The 25,597-nt window shown below is 37.9% G+C and carries 18 protein-coding genes; 3 read left to right on the top strand and 15 right to left on the bottom strand.

All coding sequences use genetic code 11. From position 1 onward, the window contains the following. Positions 1-36: 36 nt before the first annotated feature. The 11 genes from GXP67_RS15705 to GXP67_RS15655 all read right to left on the bottom strand — a co-directional run bounded on the left by GXP67_RS15705 (position 37) and on the right by GXP67_RS15655 (position 15,249). A complete protein-coding gene (locus GXP67_RS15705) occupies positions 37-2,478 on the bottom strand; it encodes an ABC transporter permease (RefSeq protein WP_162444001.1) in 2,442 nt (813 codons plus the stop codon). Positions 2,479-2,721: 243 nt separating this feature from the next. Beyond that, on the bottom strand, positions 2,722-3,564 hold the full coding sequence (gene nudC, locus GXP67_RS15700; RefSeq protein ID WP_162444000.1) for an NAD(+) diphosphatase: 843 nt from the start codon (positions 3,562-3,564) through the stop codon (positions 2,722-2,724). A 137-nt stretch (positions 3,565-3,701) separates the two neighbouring features. Beyond that, complete coding sequence (locus GXP67_RS15695; protein ID WP_162443999.1) at positions 3,702-4,139, bottom strand: hypothetical protein; 438 nt, start codon at positions 4,137-4,139, stop codon at positions 3,702-3,704. Positions 4,140-4,159: 20 nt separating this feature from the next. Further along, entirely contained in the window at positions 4,160-5,053 is an 894-nt protein-coding gene (locus tag GXP67_RS15690; protein WP_162443998.1) for a hypothetical protein, read from the bottom strand. Between the two features lie 47 nt (positions 5,054-5,100). Beyond that, on the bottom strand, positions 5,101-8,250 hold the full coding sequence (locus GXP67_RS15685; protein ID WP_162443997.1) for an ATP-binding cassette domain-containing protein: 3,150 nt from the start codon (positions 8,248-8,250) through the stop codon (positions 5,101-5,103). A 161-nt stretch (positions 8,251-8,411) separates the two neighbouring features. After that, complete coding sequence (locus GXP67_RS15680) at positions 8,412-8,774, bottom strand: DUF1987 domain-containing protein (protein WP_162443996.1); 363 nt, start codon at positions 8,772-8,774, stop codon at positions 8,412-8,414. Between the two features lie 45 nt (positions 8,775-8,819). Then, on the bottom strand, positions 8,820-9,374 hold the full coding sequence (locus tag GXP67_RS15675) for a SiaB family protein kinase (RefSeq protein WP_162443995.1): 555 nt from the start codon (positions 9,372-9,374) through the stop codon (positions 8,820-8,822). Positions 9,375-9,433: 59 nt separating this feature from the next. Further along, positions 9,434-12,871: a PAS domain S-box protein gene (locus tag GXP67_RS15670; protein WP_162443994.1), complete on the bottom strand. Its 3,438-nt coding sequence runs from the start codon at positions 12,869-12,871 to the stop codon at positions 9,434-9,436. Positions 12,872-12,915: 44 nt separating this feature from the next. Beyond that, positions 12,916-13,740 carry a GAF domain-containing protein gene (locus GXP67_RS15665; protein ID WP_162443993.1) on the bottom strand — a complete coding sequence of 275 codons (825 nt, stop codon included), beginning with the start codon at positions 13,738-13,740 and terminating at the stop codon, positions 12,916-12,918. Positions 13,741-13,794: 54 nt separating this feature from the next. Continuing rightward, a complete protein-coding gene (locus GXP67_RS15660) occupies positions 13,795-14,394 on the bottom strand; it encodes a chemotaxis protein CheB (RefSeq protein ID WP_162443992.1) in 600 nt (199 codons plus the stop codon). A 30-nt stretch (positions 14,395-14,424) separates the two neighbouring features. Next, positions 14,425-15,249, bottom strand: a complete 825-nt coding sequence (locus tag GXP67_RS15655; protein ID WP_162443991.1) for a CheR family methyltransferase — start codon at positions 15,247-15,249, stop codon at positions 14,425-14,427. 776 nt (positions 15,250-16,025) lie between these two features. Between GXP67_RS15655 and dnaK the strand changes: the two genes are divergently transcribed. Continuing rightward, the gene (dnaK, locus tag GXP67_RS15650) at positions 16,026-17,954 is read left to right on the top strand and encodes a molecular chaperone DnaK (protein ID WP_162443990.1); all 1,929 of its coding nucleotides are present in this window, start codon (positions 16,026-16,028) and stop codon (positions 17,952-17,954) included. 88 nt (positions 17,955-18,042) lie between these two features. Here the strand turns inward: dnaK and GXP67_RS15645 are convergent, their stop codons facing one another. From GXP67_RS15645 to GXP67_RS15635, 3 genes are all read right to left on the bottom strand, one after another. Then, the gene (locus GXP67_RS15645) at positions 18,043-20,241 is read right to left on the bottom strand and encodes a TonB-dependent receptor (protein ID WP_162443989.1); all 2,199 of its coding nucleotides are present in this window, start codon (positions 20,239-20,241) and stop codon (positions 18,043-18,045) included. Between the two features lie 207 nt (positions 20,242-20,448). Beyond that, on the bottom strand, positions 20,449-22,032 hold the full coding sequence (locus tag GXP67_RS15640) for a serine hydrolase domain-containing protein (protein ID WP_162443988.1): 1,584 nt from the start codon (positions 22,030-22,032) through the stop codon (positions 20,449-20,451). Positions 22,033-22,268: 236 nt separating this feature from the next. Then, complete coding sequence (locus GXP67_RS15635; protein WP_162443987.1) at positions 22,269-22,862, bottom strand: hypothetical protein; 594 nt, start codon at positions 22,860-22,862, stop codon at positions 22,269-22,271. A gap of 86 nt (positions 22,863-22,948) precedes the next feature. On the opposite strand from GXP67_RS15635, the gene GXP67_RS15630 reads away from it, so the two are divergent. Beyond that, complete coding sequence (locus GXP67_RS15630; protein ID WP_162443986.1) at positions 22,949-23,404, top strand: SRPBCC family protein; 456 nt, start codon at positions 22,949-22,951, stop codon at positions 23,402-23,404. Between the two features lie 32 nt (positions 23,405-23,436). Here the strand turns inward: GXP67_RS15630 and GXP67_RS15625 are convergent, their stop codons facing one another. Next, positions 23,437-23,880 (bottom strand): DinB family protein, encoded by a 444-nt coding sequence (locus GXP67_RS15625; RefSeq protein ID WP_162443985.1) that lies wholly within the window; start codon positions 23,878-23,880, stop codon positions 23,437-23,439. Positions 23,881-24,030: 150 nt separating this feature from the next. Here GXP67_RS15625 and GXP67_RS15620 point away from each other — a divergent pair, with 150 nt between their 5' ends. After that, a complete protein-coding gene (locus tag GXP67_RS15620; RefSeq protein WP_162443984.1) occupies positions 24,031-25,410 on the top strand; it encodes a dicarboxylate/amino acid:cation symporter in 1,380 nt (459 codons plus the stop codon). The last annotated feature ends 187 nt before the right edge of the window (positions 25,411-25,597 follow it).

Below are 25,597 nucleotides of genomic sequence, written 5' to 3'. Positions count from 1 at the left end.
CTTTATCTATTTAATCGTATGAATCCAGGTTCGAGGCTATTCAGCTCTCAAACTCTTCACCGGATTGGCTATAGCTGCTTTAATTGACTGGTAACTCACCGTAATAAGGGCAATAATTAAGGCGAGCAAGGCAGCTAATAAGAATGTCCAGGGGCTGATGTTTACACTGTATGCAAAACCGTCTAACCATTTACTCATCGCAAACCAGGCAACTGGCCAGGCAATCAAGTTGGCAATAAAAACCAGTTTTAAGAATTCTTTGGATAATAAAGTGACAATTCCCGATACGGAAGCGCCCAGTACTTTTCGTATACCGATTTCTTTGGTACGTTGAACTGCTGTAAAAGAAGCTAAACCGAATAAACCCAGGCATCCGATCAGAATTGCCAGGATAGAGAAAGTTGAGAAAAGCTGCCCCTGTTTCTGTTCTTTTTCATACAAACGGCCAAAGTTTTCATCTAAAAAGGTATATTCAAAAGGTCGTTCTGGTAAGAATTTGTACCAGGTTTTTTCTATTTGTGCCAATGTTTCTTTAACATTAGTGCCGTTTATTTTTACAGATAAGTAATTATAGCCATCGTTAGGAGCGATAAAAAATACCATGGGAGCAATTTCCTGGTGCATCGACTCAAAGTTGAAATCTTTGACTACGCCAATAATGCGGCCTTTCCGAGGACCGTATGTAAATTGCTTGCCTATAGCTTCTTCAGCAGTTTTCCAGCCAATCATACTGGCTGCCTCCTGATTAATAATGAAAGCAGTAGTGTCATCGGTGCCAAACTCTTTGGAAAAATTCCTGCCAGCAGCCATTTCAATTTTGTAAGTAGAAATAAAATCATGGTCTACTCTTAAAAATTTAATAGTAGCGGAAGTAGGCTGAAGCGAATCTCCTACCTGAGCAGTTGCCCCATTAGAATCTAGCAATCGTCCTGAAGGTATTCTGGAAGACCGACCTACTTGTTGTACAGAAGTCTGGCTGGTGAGCTGATTTTTAAAAGATTCGTATTGCTCGGATAATTCTCCGAAATAAGATAAGGTTACAACATGGTCTTTCTCAAAACCCAAGGATTTATTGCTCAGAAAGTTTAACTGGTTAAACATAATTCCGGTGCAAATCATGAGTACAATGGAAATAGTGAATTGCAGTACCACCAGTATCTGGCGTAGTGAAATAGCCTGTAAGCCAGAACCTGCCTGGGCAGATAACAATTTTCCTTTTAATATGGAAATAGGCTGGAATGAGGAAAGATATAAAGCCGGATAACTGCCTGCTATTACCCCTACAATGAGAGCAAGTGTAATCAGTAATGGCAGTGTATACCAATTTTCCAGATAACCTACTGATAATTCCCGGCCAGTAAAGTTATTTAAAGCTGGTAAAGATAGTTGTACGATGCCAATGGCCAGTACCAGTGCAATCATTGAAAAAACAACTGACTCACTTAAAAATTGAATGACCAGCTTGTCCTTTGTTACACCCATCACTTTACGAATACCCACCTCTTTGGCACGTTTAGCAGCCAGAGCAGTTGATAAATTCATAAAATTGATACAGGCAATAATTAGGATAAACACAGCTATAGCTGATAAAATATATAAGGTGGTAATATCACTATTGGCTTCAAATTCAGAATCTAGGTGCGAGTGGAGGTGTATATCGGTAAGTTTCTGTAAAAATAAGTTAGTACCTGCGGAAGGTTTTGGCCCATTATTAGGATTATTGCCAGCCAAAACCTTATCCAAAAAAACCGGAATCTGCGAAGTAATAGTTTGCGTATTGTAATTTTCAGGCAGTAGTAAATATGTACCAAAGGAATTGTTACCAAAATTGGTACGCAGGTTTTCCCGCCCATACACATTGTCATCATTTAAAGTAGAAAACGAAACCAGGAAATCCGGATGGAAATGCGAATTGGCCGGAAAGTGTTTGAAAATACCTGTAATTTTTACCTGAAACTGGTTGTCTATTTTAATCACCTTGCCCACAGCATTCTCATTATTAAAATACTTCTCTGCCATTTTATCACTCAACATGATGGAAAATGGATCATCCAGGGCTTTTTTGGGATCGCCACTAATTACCGGAATGGTAAATATTTTAAATATGGCTGGTTCAGCGATAAAAACATTATTTTCATTAAAGGCTTTTTCATCGTAGCGAAATAAAAAACCATTTTGTATGATTCTGGCAGAAGCTTCGATATCGGGGAATTCGTTTTCAAGCAAGGGTCCAAAAGGAGGAGCCACATGGCCTAAATGCAAACTAACCGAACCATCCTGCGAAGTCCAGTTACGGGTAACGCGGTAGATGCGGTCAGCATTGGTGTGATACTTATCATAACTTAATTCGTCACGAATATATAGCGAAATCAGCAGGCAGCATGTTAGGCCTAATGCCAGACCAAAGATATTAATGAACGAGAAACCTGTGTATTTGAGAATATTGCGAAGCGCAATTTTTAAATAGTTCTGAAACATATATGTATCCGGAAAAGATTAGCCAGTGAGAATTTATGTGACAATAAATCTGCCGCAAAAATCAAATCACTGTAAAACAGTATCTTATAATAATTGTTGTAGATTATATTCTAGCAATATTGTCCGGAAACGGACACCCTGCGTACGTGAGCGTACAGGAAAATCTATGTTATGAAATATATATTGCCTGTATGTGAATGAATGGCGATTTAAATATTTAGTCTGCGTGTATTTAGTGAAATGCTATTTACCAGAAGTATTTTGCTTTCTAATATACCAGTCAATTAGTTTTCGGGCAATACTTAAACGAGGAGGAATATTTGGCAATTTGTCAGCTGTATACCAGGCAGCATCTTCTATTTCTGTTTTATCAATAGTAAGTTCACCACCAGCATACTGAGCAGTAAAGCCAATCATCAGGGAATTGGGAAATGGCCAGGGCTGGCTTCCAAAATACCGTACATTTTTTAAGCGTACACCTACTTCCTCCATAATTTCCCGGTGAATAGCCTCTTCCAGGCTTTCTCCAGGTTCCACAAAACCTGCCTGAATACTGTACATTCCTGGCGGAAAATGAGGGGAACGGCTTAATAAAATTTGATTATCACGTTGAATTAATACAATAACGGCTGGTGATAAACGAGGATAATTACTCAGACCGCAATTCGGGCATTTGCGTGAATATTCTGTTAAGGAAGGAATTGTAGGCGTTGCACAACGTCCGCAAAATTGATGCGTACGGTCCCAATCAAGAATTTGAATGGCTTCTCCGGCTAAAGAAAAGAAATGTTCTGCTAATTGTCCATATGCCTGGCGTAATCCGGTCCATTTCATCCCGGAAGGTAACAGCATATCTTGTGATACTTCTACTACATAACTATGATGTTCTTGCCAGGTACCCAGATATTGTTTTCTTGCAACAGGCCAGCCAGTTTCTTCTATAGAGTAAAAAGCTGGAATACTTACTCCAATTTCTTCTTCTTTTACTAAAATCAGATTTTCTTTAAAAATAAACCAGTATGCTGGTGCTGTATGTGATTCTGGCAGAGTGCCCTTTACGAAACGTTCATTTCTTTTCTTTGCCATGTCAACAGGCTATTATTTAGCTGCAACATATTAATATTTTTTGATATAATAGTAGCAGAAAAAGAATGATGAAACCTATAGAAACACAAAAGCAGGGAACCGAGACCTGCTTTTGCAAATAAAATATATCGAGTAGACTACCGCTTAAATCCTAGAACCGCTGCAGCGCAGCTTTCCTTTGTACTTTCAAATGAGAAAGTTAAATAATATACTCCAGTAGAAGCACATTTATAACTTACACCAGAATAATACTTTTTACTACCTGGGTCCTGATTAGTAGCTACTAATTTTCTATTAGAATCGTAAAGATTTAGCAGAACTCCTTTTAGTTCAAGCTCTTTATTTCCTAACGTAATCATGTAATTCGAATCTTTACTGAAAATGTAAGGAAACTCCATTTTAGCTTTTGCCCCATTCTCTCCATCAATTTTATAACTTTTGAGGAAAGCATATCCTTCGGGCATCTTTTCGATAAGCTTGCTTGTATACGTATCTGCGTCACACTGAGCAAAAGCAACAGAACCTGAAAAAAGGAAAGCGGCAGATACAATGAATGTAAAAAATAGTTTTTTCATATCTTATCAAAAACTTAATATTAGCTGATTATTTTTTTACGGATTGAACCTGTAGATTCAAATATATTTTTCAAATCTTCTGAAGTCATGTCTATTTTGCTGGTGCTGTTGTCTACTACCATCAAAACCCCATCTACTTCTTTCATCGTAGACTCCTTATAGGTATAAGTAATTTTCACTCTTTCGAAGTGCTTTTGTAATAAAGTCAAATCTGAAATAAGTGTCTGAACACTAGGGTCCTGGTTATAGAAAGAGAGAAGCAGCAATAATTGATCTAAAATTACTTTCTGCTCACCAATACGCTCATTAAAAGCTTGATTAGGGTATTTTTGTACGACCTCGCAAGTCAGATATAAGGCTTCCAGCCATCCACCGGTAAGGATCAGAATACTTAAATTTGATCTTTCCTGATCCTGAAGATGTCTGTTGATTTTTTCGAAATTTGTTGTGGTAATCAGCAGCAATGAATCCATATTATTGCTATTGGTTGCCAGTCTCTTAATTGTACCGAAATCGAAGAACTGACCAATATTTAATCCATTAGCTGTTTCTCTCACCGCGTCCAGATAATATAAAGCATCCTGGTTTTGATTATAAATGTTGGCATACCCCAGGTCGGTACTATAAATACCCAGATTTAAGGCTCTTTTGTAATTAGTATTATAATTAGAAAGATTGCCTGTAGAATTAAGAATGCTTTTATCATACTTTACTCCCATGCCTTTGATCAGAGAAGAAATCTCCAGGGGCGAGGGAATAGACTGAATAATATCACCCAGAACCTCTTTAGAAACCGGAGGCGTTTGCACTTTCACGTTATCCAGACTATCTAAAAAAGCTTTTTCACTAGGTTGCGTATTGTTATCGCATGCTACAAAAAGTAGTGCCATAAAACCTAAGTATACTTTTTTCATCGTTAAAAAATATTTGTTATGTATGCTGATTTTAAATTATTCTATTTTTAATTCGTTGCGATATGGCCTTTTTTTATCTTGATAGATGGCAAACTAATCTTTATCTTATTTCTCAATGCCATTATAAAATTGGTTATAAAATCAAATTTTATTTTTTCAAATAATGCAAACACTCTTTTAAATGCTTCAAAATATAAGGTTATACAGAGTGCTGCTGCCAAAAGCCATACAATTAGAATGTTAAACAGATACGTATCAATGACTATACCTGCTATGTTCTTTTGTGGTGCCAGAAAATGTGTTCTATAATCTAAGGTGTGAGCCGGCGTTTTTGGATTCATATATATAGGATCTACCTGCTGTAATAGGCTACCATTATATTCAGTGATCCGATCTTTAGTACTTGTATTCTTCATCAAATCAGCCAATGCTTCATTGTAATACAAGTTTTTGTAAGTAGTCAAATCATATGTCTTATCTTTAGACTTGAAGCCAATCAGCATTTCTTTTTTATTATCAGCCTCATTAAACTGACGCACATATGATTCTTTTAAAGATTCCAGATAAAAACGGACTTTCTCTGTAGCTTTTTCATCGAACTGCTTTACCGTAAGCACCTTATTAACATCGATAGTTAACCCTTGCTTATTTATTTCTCCATTTATTTCGTCCCTGATAATCTTAAGATCATTTGCTAAAACAGATTTAATGGAATCATCCTTACTTTGTGCATGAAATTTGGAACGTTCCAACCTCTCCAGTAATTCTGGTATCAGATAGGTATATTTATAATAAGCTGTGCTTTGTGTTTTTTCTAATTCGTAGTAAGGTGCCTGGTAGGCATTATTTTTATATTGATGTACAGCAATTGCCTCAAAACCCCATCTGGTAGCAATTAAGTCGGCAAGTACCGGTACTTCTCCTTTGGTGCTTACTGTTTCATTTAATTTGTCGAAGCTGAATATAACCCCGCTCAGAATCATCTGTGGAATCAGCAGCAGTGGTATCGTAATATATACAGTAACAACAGAATTGAAAGAAGCAGAAATATTCAAACCCAGCACATTGGCAAAGCATGACATCGTAAACAGAACCAGCCAATAGCTCATGGTCATGCCTTGTATTTCCAGAATCCAGTTCCCGATCAGCACAAAACTCAAGGTCTGGATAGCTGAAAGAGTGAATAGTATAATAAGTTTGGAAGAGAGATAGCTCGTACGGCTCAGATTCAAAAATGACTCTCTTTTTTGTATTTTTTTATCACGGATAATCTCTTCGGCACTTACCGTGAGGCCCATAAAAATGGCCACTAGTACGGCAACTAATATATATGCCGGAATATTATCATTATAGCGGTAAGTATAGCCTGAGGAATCAGGGTCGTTTTGATAACGGATGATAAATGCAAGCAAAAAAGCCAGTAATGGTGCCTCCAGTAAATTGATAAGCATGTATTGCGTATTGCTTATCTTGGAAAGGAAGTCACGGATAGTAAAGATAATCGTTTGCTTGATGCGGGAAGGCAGATTAAGCGCTTTTGGCGGGTTTTCCTGAACTGCTTTTACTTCGTCTACCTTAAATTTTTGTAAATATTTCTCATTCCATTGAATTGGTGTTACTTTTCTTTTATTTGTAAACTGCCCATATTCATCTACTACTTTTGCCTCAATAATGTTAAATATCTGTTCAGGATTCACATTACCGCAGGTGTGACACTGGCCCTTTTCGCTATCTACCTGGTTAGTGGCTTTTTTGAAATAAATGACTGCTTCTACCGGATTGCCATAATAAATTGGATAACCGCCTGTATCCATAATAAATAGTTTGTCAAACATTTTATAGATGTCTGAGGAAGGCTGGTGAATAACCACGAAGATGAGTTTTCCTCTCAAGGAAAGTTCTTTGAGCAAATCAATTACATTCTCTGAATCTCTGGATGACAAACCGGACGTAGGCTCATCCACAAACATTACAGCTGGTTCACGGATTAATTCCAGTGCGATATTTAGTCTCTTTCTTTGGCCGCCACTTATTTTTTTGTTTAGAACATTACCTACTTTGAGGTGTTTGATATGCTCAAGACCCAAGCTGGCGAGTACACTAATAACTGCTGTTTCTAATTGGATTTCAGATAAATTATTGAAACACAACTTGGCATTGTAATACAGATTTTCATACACGGTTAACTCTTCGATCAGCAGGTCATCCTGTGCCACATACCCAAATACTCCTTGTACTTCTTCTTTTTGAGTATGAATATTGATTCCGTTAATCAGAATTTCTCCCTTAGAAGGATTCTCTATGCCGGCTAATACATTGAGAAGTGTAGTTTTACCAGCTCCACTCCCACCCATAATACCAATTAGTTTTCCAGGACCTTCAGAAATATTGATATCCCGTAAGCCAATCGCTCCATTTGGAAACCGGAACTCTAAGTCCCTTGCCGTGAATGAAAGCTTTTTTGCTTCTAAATTACTTAAGAACAGGCCTACTACATCGCTATAATATATTGGCGAACTCTTAGGTGTTTTTATAGTACTTCCATTGGAGAACAGATATACTTGAAAAGGTTTCACCAGCAAACCATTTAATTGCAGTTCATCCTCTCCATCATATCTAACAAAATATAAATCAACACTATTGACTTTCAGAAAGATAATCTGGCCATGCAAATGATCCAGTAACAGATGCTTAGCCTGTATTTGTATAGTAGGCAGTTGGCTATCTGCTATCAAAATATTCTCAAAATGACAGAGTACTTGACTTGATTCGTGTAGTACAAATTTTTCAATAGCCTGGTAATCTTCTTTAGTAATATTAAACACTGTAGAAACAGTGTCAATAATACTCATCCGTTGAGGGGTAAAGTTTTTATCAGAACAAACCAGTTCCATCAAACGGATCAATACTACTACCTTCTGCTTTTGGGTAAGCGTCTTATTGATCTTTTTACAAATGGCAAGTGTCTTTACCGAATCTTTTACGGAAGTGAGTTTAGCTTCACCTTTGTCTTCGCTCTCTTTTCCATATCCTGTAAACTGGTCATATAACTCTACATATTCTTTCACAGAATCCTGATCTAATTCTTGCATGAAGAATTGAATGACAAATTTTCTCTCTACCTCCGTCACACCACCATCTTGCTTTGTTATAATAGCAAAAAGTTGGGTTAACGCTTTTAAAATTTCCTCACTCATAACAGATCAATTCAATATTTCTGTAAGTCAGCTATATGTTAAAGTATATATTATCTAAGAATCGGGCAGAAATACCCTTTCATACCCAAAGAAAGCACTTCCCGACAGGCAAATAAATTTATATTTGGCAGGAATCAGACACATGTACTGATTTGTAAAAATCAATAGGTTTTGAATTCGAAGGGTACTTCTACCAATTCTGAAAATTCTGTACCGGCTTCTTCCATATCTTCATCATCTTCATGAAAATACCAGGAAATAGTAGTACCAGGAATAGATTCGAGCTTTGACAAAATATCCAGAATTAACTTGGAAGAGGCTGTATTGAAATATTCGAGTTTGAAAGTAAAAGTTGTTTTGGGCTTTGGAGCACCAGAATATGTATCTAACCACTCTAATACAGGCTTATAAAATTCTGCTGTATCTTCAGGTAAAGATCTGCCTGATATTTCAAATATTCCATTAGTCTGATCCAGAATGATTTTTGGGGTATCTTCCGTACCTTCTAAGTTTATGATTTGCATTGTATTAGATTTTTATTGAATGTAAGGTCTTGTTGTAATTAATTTTTATTCATTAATATTAGCTCTGGAGATAGTCGTTTTCAGAGCAAAGAATGACACTTTGTCGTTAATAGGCTGAAAATCAAATTCCAACTTCTGGCCTGATTTTCTGGCCATATCTACAAAGCCAAGTCCGGCACCGCCTTTGTCTGATAAGTCTCCGTTTTTGATAATATCTTTATAAAGGGCTTTGAGGCCTTCTTTATCCAGACCATTAATCTGTTGAAGCTTATTATTCAAACCTGGTACCTTGTCATTTCCGATTGGGTTACCAGAAGTAATGATGTATTCGTTTTCGTGTTTCCCAATCATGAAAATGGCTGTATTTTTTACATTTTCTTCAATAATCACATCGTCTGCATGTTTGCAAATATTCTGAAGGCATTCTACCATCACATTAAAAACTTTTCTTTTGATGTTAGATTCTTCACCGACTGAATCCATGTTTCTTTCGGCCATGGATAATACCGATTTTGTAATCTCCTGTGTAAATTCCCCTTCGTAAACAAGGATCAACTTTTCCTGCAACATTGTTTTATGCAGATCATAGATATATTTCATATTCGTATAAAATTGATTTTCACTTCTGTTTAACTATTTATTGTTTTACTTATTTAGATTTAAAATTTAATTCCTATCATCAGCACATCATCTGTTTGCTTTTCTTCTCCTTTCCATCCTTCAAACTCCTCATCAAAGATCTGGTGCATCCTGCGCATGTCAGCTGTCTGATTGTTGGTAATAATATCTCGGATTTTCTTTGGAGAGAATTTTCTGTTTTCCGGTCCACCAAACTGGTCTGGGAATCCATCTGAACAGAAATAAGCGGCATCACCTTGACCAAGGGATAAAGTTGTGGTAGTAAAGTTGGTCCGTGATTTATACTGGCCACCTCCAATCGGAAATTTGTCTCCTTTAATCTCAGTAAGTTCACCTCCGTGCATGAAATACAAGGGACGGTGTGCTCCTGCATATTGAAGAGTTTTCTTCTTGAGGTTAATTTTACATAAAGCAATGTCCATTCCATCACGGGTTGAAGAATCATCGCTGTCTTGCTTCAAGGTTTCTGTTACTCCTTTATCTAATTGATCTAATATAACTCCAGGCTCAGAATTATCTTTATTGTTTACTATGTTATTGAGCAGGAAATATCCGATCAAAGAAATTAAAGCTCCCGGAACCCCATGACCAGTACAGTCTACAGCAGCAATGTACATATCATCGCCTTTTTGCATAAACCAGGGAAAGTCTCCACTCACTACATCTCGTGGCTTATAAAGGATAAATGATTCAGGGAAAATATTCTGAATGATAATATTATTAGGAAGAATAGCTCCCTGTATCCGCTTGGCGTAATTGATACTCTCTGTGATCTTCTTATTTTTACTCTGGATCTCCAGTTCAATTATTTTCCGGTCGGTGATATCGTGAGATACTACTAGGACAGATTCAATCTCGCTTTGCTCATTATATTCAGGGATAGCATTTACCTGCATTACTCTGTCACCCAACACTGATGGAAAATCCATTTCAGTAGCTACTTTCTCCTGGTTGGTCAATACGGTGTGCAGAATATCAGTCCATGAATTGATTACTTTCTCATTTAACGTAACTTCCTGGATAGACTTACTTAAAAATTCCTCTTTATGATGTCCTGAATATGCCTCAATAATCGGGTTGATATAGAATACTTCACCTTCTTTATTGAACCTGGTAATTAAGTCTGGTGAATTTTCTGATAATGCTTGCATTTGTCCACGCATTCTGGATTCCTGCTCAGCTCTTCTACGCTCAGTAATATCTCTGGAATTGATAACAATACCACTAATAGCGGGGTCTGCTAACAAATTGGTACCGGTTGCTTCCAGCCAGACCTGGTGGCCATTTTTCTGGGTATAGCTAAACTGGACAGTAACTTTTTGCTGAGGATTTTCAATCAGCTCATTAAACATATTATCAACCGAATCTACGCCCAACTCATGCACGTAAATAATATCGTTGATGCCCATTAATTCTTCCTGCCTGTAACCCAGAATTTTCTCTACAGATGGACTTACATATCTGATTTTCCTGTCTTTCTCATAAATGGTAATTACCTCTGAAGCATTTTCAAGCAGGATTTGCATTTTTTTCTGAGCCCGGTTTACCTCCTCTATCTGTTCTTCCAGCGCATAGTTAGTCCGCTTTAGTTCCTCCTGTGTGCTTTGCATTTCCTCGGCATTCTGTCTTAAAATCTCCTGCTGTTCCTGTAATTCCTCACTTTGCTTTTGAGATTTCTCCAGTAATTTCCTAGTAGTTTCGTTTACCTTGATATTGAATATAGTACGGGCGATAATTTCGCTTACCTCATTCACAAACCGGACATTTCTGGAACTGAACCTTTCAAAACCTGCAAATTCAATTACGCCATACACTATTTTTTCACTTCCAATTACAGTAATGAGTGGCACAATCAGAATACACTTTGGCTTTTTATCGCCCAAAAGACCTGAGGTAATAGTTACATACTGGTCTGGAATTTCTGTACGTAAGATAGTATCCTGCTCAATGGCAGCCTGACCTACTAATCCTTCTGCAAACCTAAATCTGGCAGAGAGATATTTCTTTTTATGATATGCATAACTGGCAGTCATTTCAATAAACCGCTCTTCCTCCTCTTCGTCATTCACTACATAAAAAGCTCCTTGTATTGCATCTATTTTTTTAGTGATGTATGCAATTACTCTTTCACCTAATTCCTCAATATTATTAGTAGAGCGAAGTATATCACCAATTTCGGCTACGCCAGTTACTATCCAGTTTTGTTCATCATCCCGTTTGGCCGATTGTTGAATACTATCCCGCATATTGAGCAGTGATAAACCCAGGATATCATTGGCACTCATGGGTTTGAAATCTGCATCAAAATCGCCTTCTCCGATCCGATGGGCAAAGCTGGCTGTCTTTTTCAATCCTTCTACCAGATTATTAACAGTATCAGCCATCTCTCCTATTTCGTCATCGCTGTTCTTTTCCAACTTATTAGGAAGAATACCTTCTCCTAATTGCTTCATTGTTGATTTTAAAGAAATAAGCGGATTAATGAGTAAATGTGAGAATACAAAGCCTATTACTAATGTGCTCAATAGTACGATGATACCAGCTATAATAAAGTTATTTCTTAATTCATTTACTGGCTGAAAAATTTCATCTGTATCTATTTTTACAACAAGCCCCCAATTAGTTTTAGGAATAGGTTGCCAGGCAGCAGCTACTCTTTTACCTCGGTAATCTGTATCATATCCAACATCTTTTTTCCCTTTTACCGCTTGTTGCAAACTATATTCTGAAGAAGCCTTTTCTTTATAGGCACTTTGAGTAAGTATGGCCTTTGGTTGATGGCGTAAAGGGTTCAGATAAAAAAGTTGGTTCGCTGTTAGTTTTGCCAGAACAATTTCACCAGTATTACCTAAGCCAATGGTATCTTTAGTGATGGCATAGACTGGAAGCATATCCACCTCGAATAAAATAAATCCTGCATTGCCATTAACACTACTGATAGGAGCCGCCACCAGTTGCAAAAAGTTCTTATCTTGCTTGAAGACATTTCCAAAAAATATAGAGTCTTTACTGGCTGAAGAAAGATGCAGATCAATTAAATGAGCGGGTGAAATTTCCTCTTTGTTTTCATCCTGCTTGTACAGAATCTTCCCATTTACATCTGAAATGTAAATATTGGAAAGATTGTACATCTGCTTAACTGGTTCTAAAGCTACGCCTAATTCTATGGTTGCCGACATGTAATCAGGACTTTGCTCATCCTGTTGAAGTGCAGCAATTTTGTCCTTAACAACAGGTGATTGCTGAGTTACATAAATAGCAGAGTGGAGTTGGGTAAAAAAAGATTCGAGTTTCTGAGCTTTCAGATTGGCTATTACCTGCACCGCTTCGAAATATCTTCTTTCCACAGACTTTTTATTCAAGTCATAGGAAATAAAGCTCACTACTAATATGGTAATAAACACTAAAGTGAGTACCAACACAGTAATTTTGCTGCCAATTCGTATTTTCTTCAACATATTTCCTCAGTTAATATTTTGTTACCTTAAAATTTTGAACACAATTATTCAGCATTCACAATGGCCTGTGGTTGATTGGCTAAGCTTTTTCCCAGTATAGGTGCAAGGCCGTTTAAATACTCTTCGTCAGTTTTAGTGATTTTTTTGAAGGAGGCTATCTCTAGTATTCCTGCTACACTATTTTCGAATAACAGCGGAATTATGATCAGATGATTTGGTGAAGAACTTCCCAGACCAGAAACTATAGTAATGTATCCTTCAGGAATAGTGCTGATGTTAATTGTTTTGCCTTCTTTAGCAACCTGTCCAATTAATCCTTCTCCAAATTCATAGCTAATCGTTTTACTTTCTGCAAAGTAATAAGCATAACTGGCTGTGAGTTCTAATACCCGTTTCTGATGTTGCTGCCTTGTAACATACAGCGCTCCCTGACAAGCCTCTAGCTCATTGCAAACGTTATTCAATATCTTTTCAAGTATTACTTTATTGTCAGCGGCAGAATCATTTTGTAAAGTCAACTCAACAGCAGAAATACGTTCCGACAAAGCAACTTGCTGCTTAGTTTCTGTTTCTGTATAAACATCAGAAAGCGTTTGGGTAGTGGCGTTCTCATGCTTGGCTTGTAAGGCCTGATTCTGAGCGGTAATTAAAAGAACGATCGCTAACAAGCCTATAGCAATCTCTACCCCTACCAGAATACTGATTTGCCTGAAGATGTTGTTAATCTGTGTGTGCTGACCTAATTCCTTTATAGCTAGAGTATCTGCCATTTCAGCAGGCGCATTATACAAAAAGTAAGCAATTACTATAATGCCTAACACAAAGAGAATAACCGTTGCTACACTTAAACTTTTCTTTATTGCTTTCATTGATTTTCGATTACTCAAATGGACATTTCGTTCAAGATACAGATTACCAGAGTTTTAGGCTTGTTTATAGACTTTATCTAATTCCAGAAGAAAACTTATAATCTGTTGAGTGGTTAATATATGGTCAATCTGGGTTACTTTTAAAGCCGAAGTAGGCATGGTATCAATCATACATTCTTTTGGGTCCTGCACAATGGTAAGCCCTCCTTTGTCTTTTATCTTCTTCATTCCAAGTGCCCCATCCTTATTAGCTCCCGACAAAAGAATGCCTATTAACTTGTTTTTATATACATAAGCAGCCGTTTCTAACGTAATATCTATTGATGGCCTGGAGTTGTTTACCATTTCTTCGGTAGATAATGAAAAGGAATTACCTAATTCTACTGACATATGGTAATTAGCCGGAGCCAGGTATATTTTACCTTTTTTTATATTGTCTTTATCTTCAGGTTCTTCTAAAGTAATACTGCTTTTTATATTTAATGCCTCCACAAATCCGTGCCGTACATGTTTCAGGCGGTGCAAACACATGATGATAGGCAGTTCAAAGTCTTTGGGCAGGCTGGACAGAATTTTACTGATCACCTGAAAACTGCCAGCTGACCCCCCAATAACAATGGCTTTGTACTGATTATGTAGTTTAAATTGACTCATGTATCTGTTTTTACAGACAATTATGTTAGGTTAGTCTTTTATCTTTTTGTAAATTTTTTCCTCGTTGTTGGCTACGATAAACTTATTAGCAATTTCACACCAGATCAATGATTCTTTAGAACCTACAATCAGATACCCATATTTAAACAAACTCTCATGGAACATTTTGAGTACATTGTTCTGCAATGTTTGATTAAAATAAATCATCACATTCCGGCATAGAATCAAATCAAATTTTGAGAAAGCAGTACTGGCTACCAGATTATGCTCCCGGAATGATACTTGTTCTACCAGCGACTTATCCATAATAGCTTTTCCGTTATCTTCCCGGTAATATTTATCCAGGCTGCTCGTTCCCTGAAAACGCAGATAATTTTTCTGGTTAAGCTCCATATTTTTCATGGAGTACACACCAGATTTTGCTTTTTGTAAAATATCTGTATCTATGTCTGAGGCTACAATTTTTGTCTTATCTAGTACGCCCATTTCTTTAAGCACAATAGCCATTGAAAAAACTTCCTCCCCTGAAGAACAGCCAGCATGCCAGATACTAATGTTACTATGGTTTAATAAAATATTAGGAAGAATATGGTCTCGTAATTCTCGCCAGAAAGAAGGATCACGGAACATTTCAGTAACGTTCACAGTTACTTCCGATACAAAATCCTTAAAAAATTTAGGTTCGTCGGTCAGGCGTTTGATTAACACATCAACTGAAGCAAGCTTATATAGTTCAAGAATCCGTTGTATTCTCCGCTTAAAAGAAGACATGGCATAATTCGAAAAATCGTAATTATATTTCTCCTTTATCAGTTCTGTCAATTTTCGCAACTCTGCGATTTCAATTTCTTGCATAGAGTTGATAGGTATAATATTTTCTTTTGAATGAAACAGCATTACATATTAACAAGATAAAGCCCCCTAAAAAATCTTTCATTTGCCTTTCAACTACACTCTGTCTGCTCCTGTATTTTTATAGTTTTGCAATTTAACTGAAATCAAATGCAGAGAAACAGCCAGTTACTTTCACATAAGAAAAGCTTTGTAATTTATAAGTGTGTTTTGTCATATTACTTAAACAAAAGTGACATATTCACTCTACATATTTTTATGTAACAGTTTCCTTCACTTATTTCAATTTATTTCTCTAATCAATGAATTATCTATTTTCAGTATATCAAGTTCTGCTGATAAAGTAGGCTTACAACTATGCATAAATAAAATAGATATCATAATAATCTCCTATTAAGTAGTTGTATATCAAATATTAATTTAATCAGTTGATTCAGGATCACTGTGTATACTATTTAATGAGGATAAATTTACTAGCATATCCCTCAGTTAATATTCTGAAAAAGAAACCTGCTTTTCTTAGGAAAAATTTTTCTTGACAGCGGTTTGGCAAATACCTTTTTTGAGTAATGAATTAACCAAGTTTTACCATTTCCCTCCTTTTTATCGTCCCACTAACGCATCTGGCCAGATAAGAGAATGAACTCTGACAATATGTCATTTTGGATGGCTTAGTTTCCGGTTGGCATATACATTGATAAACACCAGTAGTGCTTATCCCGTATGAATGAAAAGGGATAATAAACGATGATATTTAACACTTATAACTATTATATATTATGGGAAAAATAATTGGAATTGACTTGGGTACAACCAACTCCTGCGTAGCTGTAATGGAAGGAAACGAGCCTGTTGTAATTCCTAACAGTGAAGGCCGGAGAACCACCCCTTCAATTGTAGCATTTCTTGACAATGGTAACGGTGAAAGAAAAGTGGGTGACCCTGCTAAACGCCAAGCCATTACCAACCCCAAAAATACTGTTCAGTCCATTAAGCGCTTCATGGGTAGAAAATATTCAGAAATTGCCAATGAATTGAAAAATATCTCTTATACTGTAGAAAAAGGGAATAACGATACACCTCGTGTAAAAATTGGCGACCGTTTATATACGCCACAGGAAATTTCAGCTATGGTTCTTCAGAAGATGAAATCTACAGCTGAAGATTATCTGGGAACCGAAGTAAAAGAGGCGGTAATTACGGTACCTGCTTATTTTAATGACGCCCAAAGACAAGCTACTAAAGAAGCCGGTCAGATTGCTGGTCTGGATGTGAAACGTATCATTAACGAACCTACCGCCGCTGCTCTTGCTTATGGCTTAGACAAGAAAAACCAGGAAATGAAGATTGCTGTATTCGACTTAGGTGGAGGTACATTTGATATTTCTATTCTGGAACTGGGTGATGGCGTATTTGAAGTAAAATCTACGGATGGTGATACACACCTGGGTGGCGATGACTTCGACCAGAAAATTATTGATTGGCTGGCTCAGGAATTCCTGAATGACCACAGAATTGATCTGCGCAGAGATCCAATGGCTTTACAGCGTTTGAAAGAAGCTGCTGAAAAAGCTAAAATAGAACTTTCCAGCTCTGCGTCTACTGAAATTAACTTGCCTTATATCATGCCGATAGATGGCATTCCTCAACACTTGGTTCGCTCATTAAGCCGCGCAAAGTTTGAGCAATTATGTGATGATCTAATTCAGCGTACGCTGGAACCTTGCAAAAGAGCAATGAAAAATGCAAGCATGAGCAATGCTGATATTGATGAAGTAATTCTGGTGGGCGGTTCTACCCGTATTCCAAGAATTCAGGACGAAGTGGAAAAATTTTTCGGCAAAAAGCCATCTAAAGGTGTAAATCCAGATGAGGTAGTAGCCGTAGGTGCCGCCATTCAGGGTGGTGTATTGACTGGTGAGGTAAAAGATGTGTTATTGCTCGACGTAACTCCGCTTTCTTTGGGTATTGAAACCATGGGTGGCGTATCTACTAAATTGATCGAAGCCAATACCACGATTCCTACTAAGAAATCTGAAGTGTTCTCAACAGCCTCTGACAACCAGCCTTCTGTGGAAATCCACGTATTGCAGGGAGAAAGAGCAATGGCGAGAGATAATCGCACGATTGGCCGCTTCCACCTGGATGGTATTCCACCAGCCCCAAGAGGTGTGCCTCAAATTGAAGTAACCTTTGATATTGATGCCAACGGTATTTTGCATGTATCGGCTAGAGACAAAGGCACTGGTAAAGAACAAAAGATCCGTATTGAAGCTTCCTCGGGTTTAACAGATGCAGAAATTGAGAAAATGCGTAATGAAGCGAAAGCCAATGAGCAAGCCGATAGAGAAGAGAAAGAACGCATAGATAAACTCAACAATGCAGACTCACTGATATTCCAGACGGAGAAACAGTTGAAGGAATATGGAGATAAACTTTCTGCAGGTAATAAAACTGCGATTGAAAGTGCACTTGCTGAATTGAAGAAAGCACATGGTGCAAAAGATTTAGTTGGTGTAGATTCAGCCATGAATGCCTTAAATGCAGCTTGGCAGAATGCTTCTCAAGAAATGTATAATGCAGCTGGTGCCGGCGCACCAACTGATGGTGGCCAGCCTAATGCAGGTACAAACCAGTCAGCGAACAATGGTGGCAAAGATTCCGATGTAACCGATGTTGACTACGAAGAAGTAGAAAACAGAAAATAATTTATTCATAACCATACGAAAAGCCTGTACAAAGTTTTGTACAGGCTTTTTTATTATAGACTGTTTGAAATATAGTTGCTTATAATTTTTACCGGATATTCCACCGCATGCCCAGATATAATCTACGGGTTTGTAAAGGTCCCCAGGCGTAGGCTGTATCAAAACTGGGATCAAAGGGAGTTTGCCAGTTAATCAGGGGACTGTCTTGTGTGAAATTCCAGATGTTTTTTATGCCTCCATATAGTTGAAATGCTTTTTTCCATTCTTTGGTAATCTGAACATTTTGAATACTATACCAGGGTGATTGAGTAGGCCGGTTTTCAAATACAGGTAGCCGTTGAGGCCCCATTACCCGGCCAGTATAATCCACAGAAATATTTGCTTTCTTAAACTGATAGCCCACCACAAAAGTACCTGATAATCTGGGTGTAAATACCTGCCTCTCCTTTAATCTATTTCCTAATGCATCTTTTTTCATTTCATACACATCCTGCAAAGTAGCCCCAGCATTCAGCCGCAGGGGAAACAGGAAAGTATGTTGGACATTAAAAGCAATCCCCCGGGAAATTCCAAAGCCTTCCAGGTTATCATAAAAAATGTAGTTGGGATCTGTATCGTAATCTGGAATAATCTTATTGGTAAAATAGGTATAAAATATATCTACATCTACAGAACCTGCACTTTCTCCAAAAGTATAGCCTTGATTTAAATTGAGCGTGGCATTATAAGATGCTTCTGGTTGTAAGTCATTTTCAATTACTACTGTTCTGGCACCAGTAAGAGCGGCATGGTCTTCTGTAAACAAATTTACTACCCGAAAACCAGTTCCGACATTCAATCTGGCAGTTGTGTATTCTCCTAAGCTTTGTTTTAAATTAATACGGGGAGAAACAATAAATCCGTGTTTCTGATGATGATCCAGCCTGACGCCAGTTAATAAACTGCTTCCTGGGCGAAATTTCCATTCGTCCTGAATAAATATTCCAGGTACAAAGCGTTTATCGTCTGTATCAGCAGCTGAATTGTCTTCATACGATTGATACCGGAAAGTGCTTCCAACCAGCAAGTCATGGTTTTGAAAAGATTTATCCCACACCAGATTTGCGAAATACACCGATTGGGCGGCTTTATAATAAGTATGTCCATAATAACTATCCTGCAAATGCCGGTTATAAGAATAATCAATTCTCAGGTTTTGCCGGTTAATAGGGAGTTGATAGGTACCAATCAATTCAAAGCGGTTGGTCCGGATAGATTCGCCATAAATCTGGCTGCTTCCTCTGTGTTCCGGCTCCCATTGTAAGGTTCCACCAAAGCGATTCTCCGTATAATACCTTGCCGCCACACTTGCCTGGCGATTGTGCTTCCGTTCAAATACCCATTTATTAAATAAAGATAGCCGTTCTGTAAGCGGTACATCTGTAAAATTGTCTTCATTTTTATCAAGCCGGTACTGGTTGCGGTAATAATTGGCACTGAATGTAGTCGTAATCTTATCACTAATCCGGGGCGTAACAGCCAGATCTGTATTTAATTCCCGATGGGTAGTGTAAAAAATATTAAAATTGATGATGGGCATTTTAGAAGGCTTTGTGGTAATAATATTAATTACCCCGCCAACCGCCTCTGTTCCATACAAGGTAGACGAAGGACCTTTAATAATTTCAATCCGGTCAACCAGCGCGGTGGGAATCCCATTAAACCCATAGACCGTAGCCAGCGAACTCACAATTGGCATCCCATCAATGAGTACTAAAGTATAGGGGCCTTCCATTCCGTTAATATGAATGTCGTTGGTGGCACAAACCCCGCAATTAATTTGCTCCTGAACACCATTTACCGTTTGTACCGCTTCTATTACATTATTTGTCGGATTGGTTTGCAGAAATTTCTGGGTAATCACTTCCACTTTTACCGGCGAGTCTTTAATAAATGTTTCTTTCATGGTACCTGTCACCACCACTTCATCCAGATTCAGCTGTGATTCTTTCAGTTGAACTTTTAAGCGGATTGTTTCTTCAGCTTTTACTACTACATTAGCTTTGTATAATTCATATCCTACCGCAGAAATCAATAGCCTATAGTTACCTACTTCTATATTTTTCAGTTCAAAAATTCCTTTTTCATCGGACGTATTTCCTATCTGAGTGTTTTCTAATGTGATGTTTGCAAATGGGATAGGTTGATTTCCAGCGCTGATTTTTCCCTGGATAATACCTTTTGTTGATTGTGCGTGAGCAAATATTATAGTTAAAAATAGGATTAATAGCGTACAAAATATTTTCATCTTACATTTTTTAGATATATGGGTGCAATATAATATTTATTACCTAAAAAAATGTTTAGTATTACTAAATATATTTTTTAGGTTAATCTAAAATTTTTAAATACATATTCTATTATCCAAATCGTGTAAGTATATAGCATTGAAATGTAGACTGGAGCTACAAATGAAAAAGCTAGACTTATGTAAACTGAGACAATGTGCAAGCTGCTATCTAGGCAACTCACTAATGTGTAACTCCTGGATCAGCGGATTTTTTTCTGGGGTTAGCGTAAAATAGATACCAATATTTGCTTTCTCGCCTTCCATAATAAAACTGCCTCTCAGCTGATTTTGTGGAATAAATTCTCTGATGCGAATGATCTTTCCGGCTTTTGCAAATACATCGGCAGATTGTTTTTTCCGGTACTCGAGTGAATGGTCAGGGAAGAAATTTTCAGCAAAAATGCCAGTATTGGCGGCATTTTGCCATGCTGGCAGGAGTTGGATTAATTCTTTCTTGCGCTTTTCAAGTATATCTGATACAGGCAATGTATAAGGCTGAAGTTTTGTGAGAGCAAGCAGAGTATCCATTACCTGTACATTTATAATAGAAGCAGGCGCATACGTAAGATTACTAAAATAGATCAGCCCAATTCCATAGTCTGGCAATATTACCCAGTTGCTCCCAAATCCTGGTAAGCCTCCACTATGACCAATAGTAGTTACGTTATCGCAGTCTTTGGATATGCGCAATCCATAGCCATATCCACTTACCATAGCGCAATTACGGCCACTGGGATATTTATACTTCGCATTGAGACTTCCAAGCCGCCATAACTGGTGCATTTCCCGGATAGAACTACGTTTCATCACTTTTGACTCCGCATCATTTCTTGGAGGCCAGGCAGCCTGCTGTAATGCTATATATTTAGCTAAATCCTCCACAGTAGTAAGAATGCCTCCCATTGCTCCATACGAACCATCATGCAACAAAGCCTCTTCCTGGAATTGGCCATTTGCCGTTGAACGATAGCCATGTGCCAGTTGTGTGGCCGGCACTTTGGTATATTCCCAGTAGGTTTGAGTCATATCCAGTGGCTTGAATATATTATCCGTGATATATTGCTGATAGGGCTTGCCGGAAACTTTAGTAATGATATATCCCAGTAAGGCGAATCCCATGTTGCTGTATTCATACGTGACACCAGGCACATTAGAAAAAGAAACACCTGCCCCTACCATATTGAGTAACTCCTCATCTGTATCTGCCAGCTGACGGTCGCCCCAGGGATTATCTTCCGGAAAACCTGCTGAATGCGTTAATAAATCCCGGACAGTTATGGCTGGTGCATCCGAGGAGAGGTATTTTATTTGTTTTAACTCAGGAATATACTGGTAGGCAGGTGCATCCAATTGTAATTTGCCCTCATCCCGCAGTTTGAGAATAGCCATTGCCGTAAAACTTTTGCTGATAGACGCAACCCGGAATATGGATGAGGCTGTAAATGGATTCTTCTTAGGTATATCAGCATAACCAAATCCTTTTGTATAAATCAGTTTACCATCTACCACAACGCCAAAGGCTGATCCGGGGAATTGCTTTTGCTCTCCATACTGTTTATAGATATTTTCAATGGCGGGTAGAATCTCTTTTATCTTACTCAGCCGGTCATTATCTGTAAAAACGGGCGGCTGATAATTTTGCGAAGAAGTACCTGGAGTTGTAATAGTCTGGCTGTATGAAACAACGGATAGCCAACAAGAACAAATTATCAGGAAAAACAGCTTATTGGAAGAAGTAGTTTGGCTCATGATACACACATATTTTATCTCAAATGTATAAATTAAAGCATCAGGCAATTACGAAAAATCCTACAATTTGAAGAATAGTCAATAAGAGCTTACCATTTGCCTTTGGTTAAAATTAGTTGAGATATCTATATTCTGATTCCAATCCGGATGAGAAACAGATATAAAAGACAAATCCTGAAAAGTATTCAGTTCTAAATGAAAACTTTTCAGGATAGGCAAAAAATGGTAATTGTTATTTATAACATAAATCCGGCACGTATCACCAGAGGGCTGCTTCCATATAGATATTGCCTGTTTAAACTATTTTGATAATTGAGGTTATAAAGGGCTGTAATGTTAAAAGAAGACTTACGGCCTAATGGAAAACTATAAGATAAACCTATTAAAGGATTAGCCACCCATTCCTTTTTCTTTATAAAATCTGTCCCTGTATACGCTACAGGGTATTCAATACTTAAGTATTCAAATTCACCACGAACAGCCAGATTGTCAAAAACAATATGCTGGGCAAAAGCACGTCCACCCAGAATAGTATTTTCTACTTTTAAGCCGTTACTGTATTTGTAGCTTGTATAAATATAGGAAGGGCCGCCCCCGGCAACAAACTTATCGGTGATTCTATAGCCAATTAAAGGAGAAACATTAATCTGGGTGATACGTCCGAATTGAAGGCCAAAGTTACCACCAAAAGTTATCTTCTCCGTCCAGGCTGGCTTTTCTCTGAATTCTTCTCTATTTCGTTTCACAAATAAAGAATCTTGTTGTGCATAGGCGCTGGCCGTTAACAATAACAGGAGTATAGTAGTTAAATATTTATTAAAACGGTTCATACAGTAGTTTGCTATGTTATGTTTCCTTCCTCAAGAAGTAAGCCAGAATGTACGCATTTGACAGGGTGAATGTAATGCTTTTCTATATGAGATTTATAATTATTACACCAGTGGCGATGGATTACCAGCAGGTGGCGCAAAACTTTGGAAAATCTTTGTTTCAAGCCTTAAACCCACCCTTTCCGCCTGTAAAGTTATTGCGTTTCGATGGCAACGCCAAAGGTGATGAAGTTCACCTGGAATTGAATTTTATAATTTTTAAGCAAGTATGGAAAAGCCTGATTACAGAGAATAATACAAATAGCAAAGAAATTTATTTTGTTGACGAAGGTATACAATTGCCTTTTTTTCTAAAGTACTGGCGGCATAAACACCGGATTGTAAACAAAAGCTCTGGAGCCGCTATAATCGATGATATTACCTTCCGTTCATCTTTCTTCCTGTTCGATTTTCTGCTGTATCCTGTATTGTACCTTCAATTTTTGTACAGAAAGCCTGTTTATAAAAAAATCTTCCAGAAAAAGAGAAGTAACAATTCTTAAGATAACCTTTAACACTCCCAGCATTATTTTTATTAGCTGTTTTCCTGCAAACGACAATACATAATAAAATCTGTGTTGGGCGGAGTAAACCCGAGTTCCCGCAATGCTTTGGCAATTTGTGCCCGGTGATAGGTAGAATGATTAATTACCTGAGTAATAATATCGCTACTTACACTTTCGAAGGGACTTCCACTTTGATTGGTATAGGAAATAATGGTTGATAGGTGTTCTGGTTCACTCTCATTCAAATAAGTCATCCACAAGGCTTGATTTTCGAGTAGAGCCGTTCGTATTTCTGGATACGTAAGAACGCCCCATACCTTAAAATTGTGCTGTTGCTTGATAACCCGGTCGAGCCAGACGAACTGGGCATTTACAATGTGGCTCATCAGTTTGATGATGTATTCATCGCTGATCTGACTTTGTTCTAGCATATCCAGAATGGTAAAATTCGCCCAGTCTGTATATAAGAACATTTTTTTGAAATAAGCCTGCATAAACATGGAGCAAATACAATAGGTGGACGTGAATAAAATTATTCATAAAGTAGCATCTGTTTTCCTATCTTGCAAGAATAGAATAGATTAGAATACCAGACCCATCTGCTTCCTTTGAAACGAACCATCATGAAAAATTCTATAATTGTTCTGGCTGTTACCCTTTCACTGGCCGCCTTGCTCACAGCTATTAATTATCTGGGCCTTATCTCAATCTCCTCTGAAATTTTAATGGCTGTACGGTGGCTCGCCGTGGGTGGACTAATTGCATTTGCACTCCAGAAAAAGTCACTCACTACCTGGATTCTGGTCAGTATGGCAGTAGGAGCTGAAATAGGCAACGACTTTCCGGAATTTGCGGTAAATCTGCGGGTACTGAGCCAGATATTCCTTAAACTTATCAAAACCATTATTGCTCCATTACTTTTTGGCACGCTGGTCGTGGGCATCGCCGGTCACTCAGACCTGAAACAAGTAGGCAGAATGGGCTGGAAATCACTCTTGTATTTTGAGGTAGTGACTACTATTGCGTTATTTGTTGGGTTGGCAGCCATTAATATTAGTAAAGCAGGAGAAGGAATAAATTTACCCACGTCTGCCCATGAAGAATTGCCTCAGGTAGCCAAAAAAAGCACAACAGATATTATCCTCCACATTTTTCCGGAGAATATAGCCAAATCGGTTGCTGAGGGAGAAGTATTACAGATTGTCGTATTCAGCGTCATTTTCGGAATTGCTCTGGCGATGGTAAAAGAGAAGTTCAGGGCACCCGTACTTCGTTTTGCAGAGGGTTTGTCAGAAGTCATGTTTAAGTTCACCAACCTTATTATGTACTTTGCCCCTATTGGTGTAGGAGCTGCTATCGCCTACACTGTTGGGCATATGGGATTGGGCATTCTGGTAAACTTGTTCCAATTGTTGGCAACGTTATATATTGCTCTGATTGTATTCCTGTTGGGTGTATTGTTGCCAGTGGCACTCATTATCAAGCTTCCTATCAAGGATTTTTTGCAAGCCATTGCCGAACCGGTTTCTATCGCCTTTGCCACTACGAGTTCCGAAGCTGCCTTGCCAAGGGCAATGGAGGCGATGGTTCGAATCGGGGTGCCTCCGAAAATAGTAGCGTTTGTAATGCCTACGGGCTATAGTTTTAACCTGGATGGCACAACTTTATACCTATCGTTAGCTTCCGTTTTTGTGGCGCAGGCTGCTGGTATTGAACTCTCGTTCGGACAACAACTCCTGATGGTATTTACCCTTATGCTCACCAGCAAAGGAGTGGCTGGTGTGCCCAGGGCTTCTCTGGTTATTTTATTAGGTACGGCTGCTTCTTTTGGTTTGCCTGTGGAGCCCATTTTTATTATCCTGGGCATAGATGAACTAATGGATATGGCCCGTACGTCTGTAAATGTAATTGGTAACTGCCTGGCAACGGTAGTAATTGCTAAGTGGGAAGGAGAATTCCGCAAAGAACCTATTGAAAGTGAAGCTATTCAGGAAACCGCTTGATATATAAAAAGATACATCTCTTTAACTTCTTTGTCCTTAAATGCGTAATTATGATAATTACATTTCTAGAGATGGTGTAACGAAGATGCGTTTAAAAATTAATGAATAGAGAAAAAGTCTGAAAGAGATATAGTAATTTTAAAAACTATCAGATTTTTGTCTAGCTGGAATGTTTACTTAGAGCAGA

Origin of the sequence: Rhodocytophaga rosea, from assembly GCF_010119975.1 — a bacterium.
Taxonomy (GTDB): Bacteria; Bacteroidota; Bacteroidia; order Cytophagales; family 172606-1; genus Rhodocytophaga; species Rhodocytophaga rosea.
Note: the sequence above shows the minus strand (reverse complement) of the source record. Positions and strands in the feature narration are given on the sequence as shown.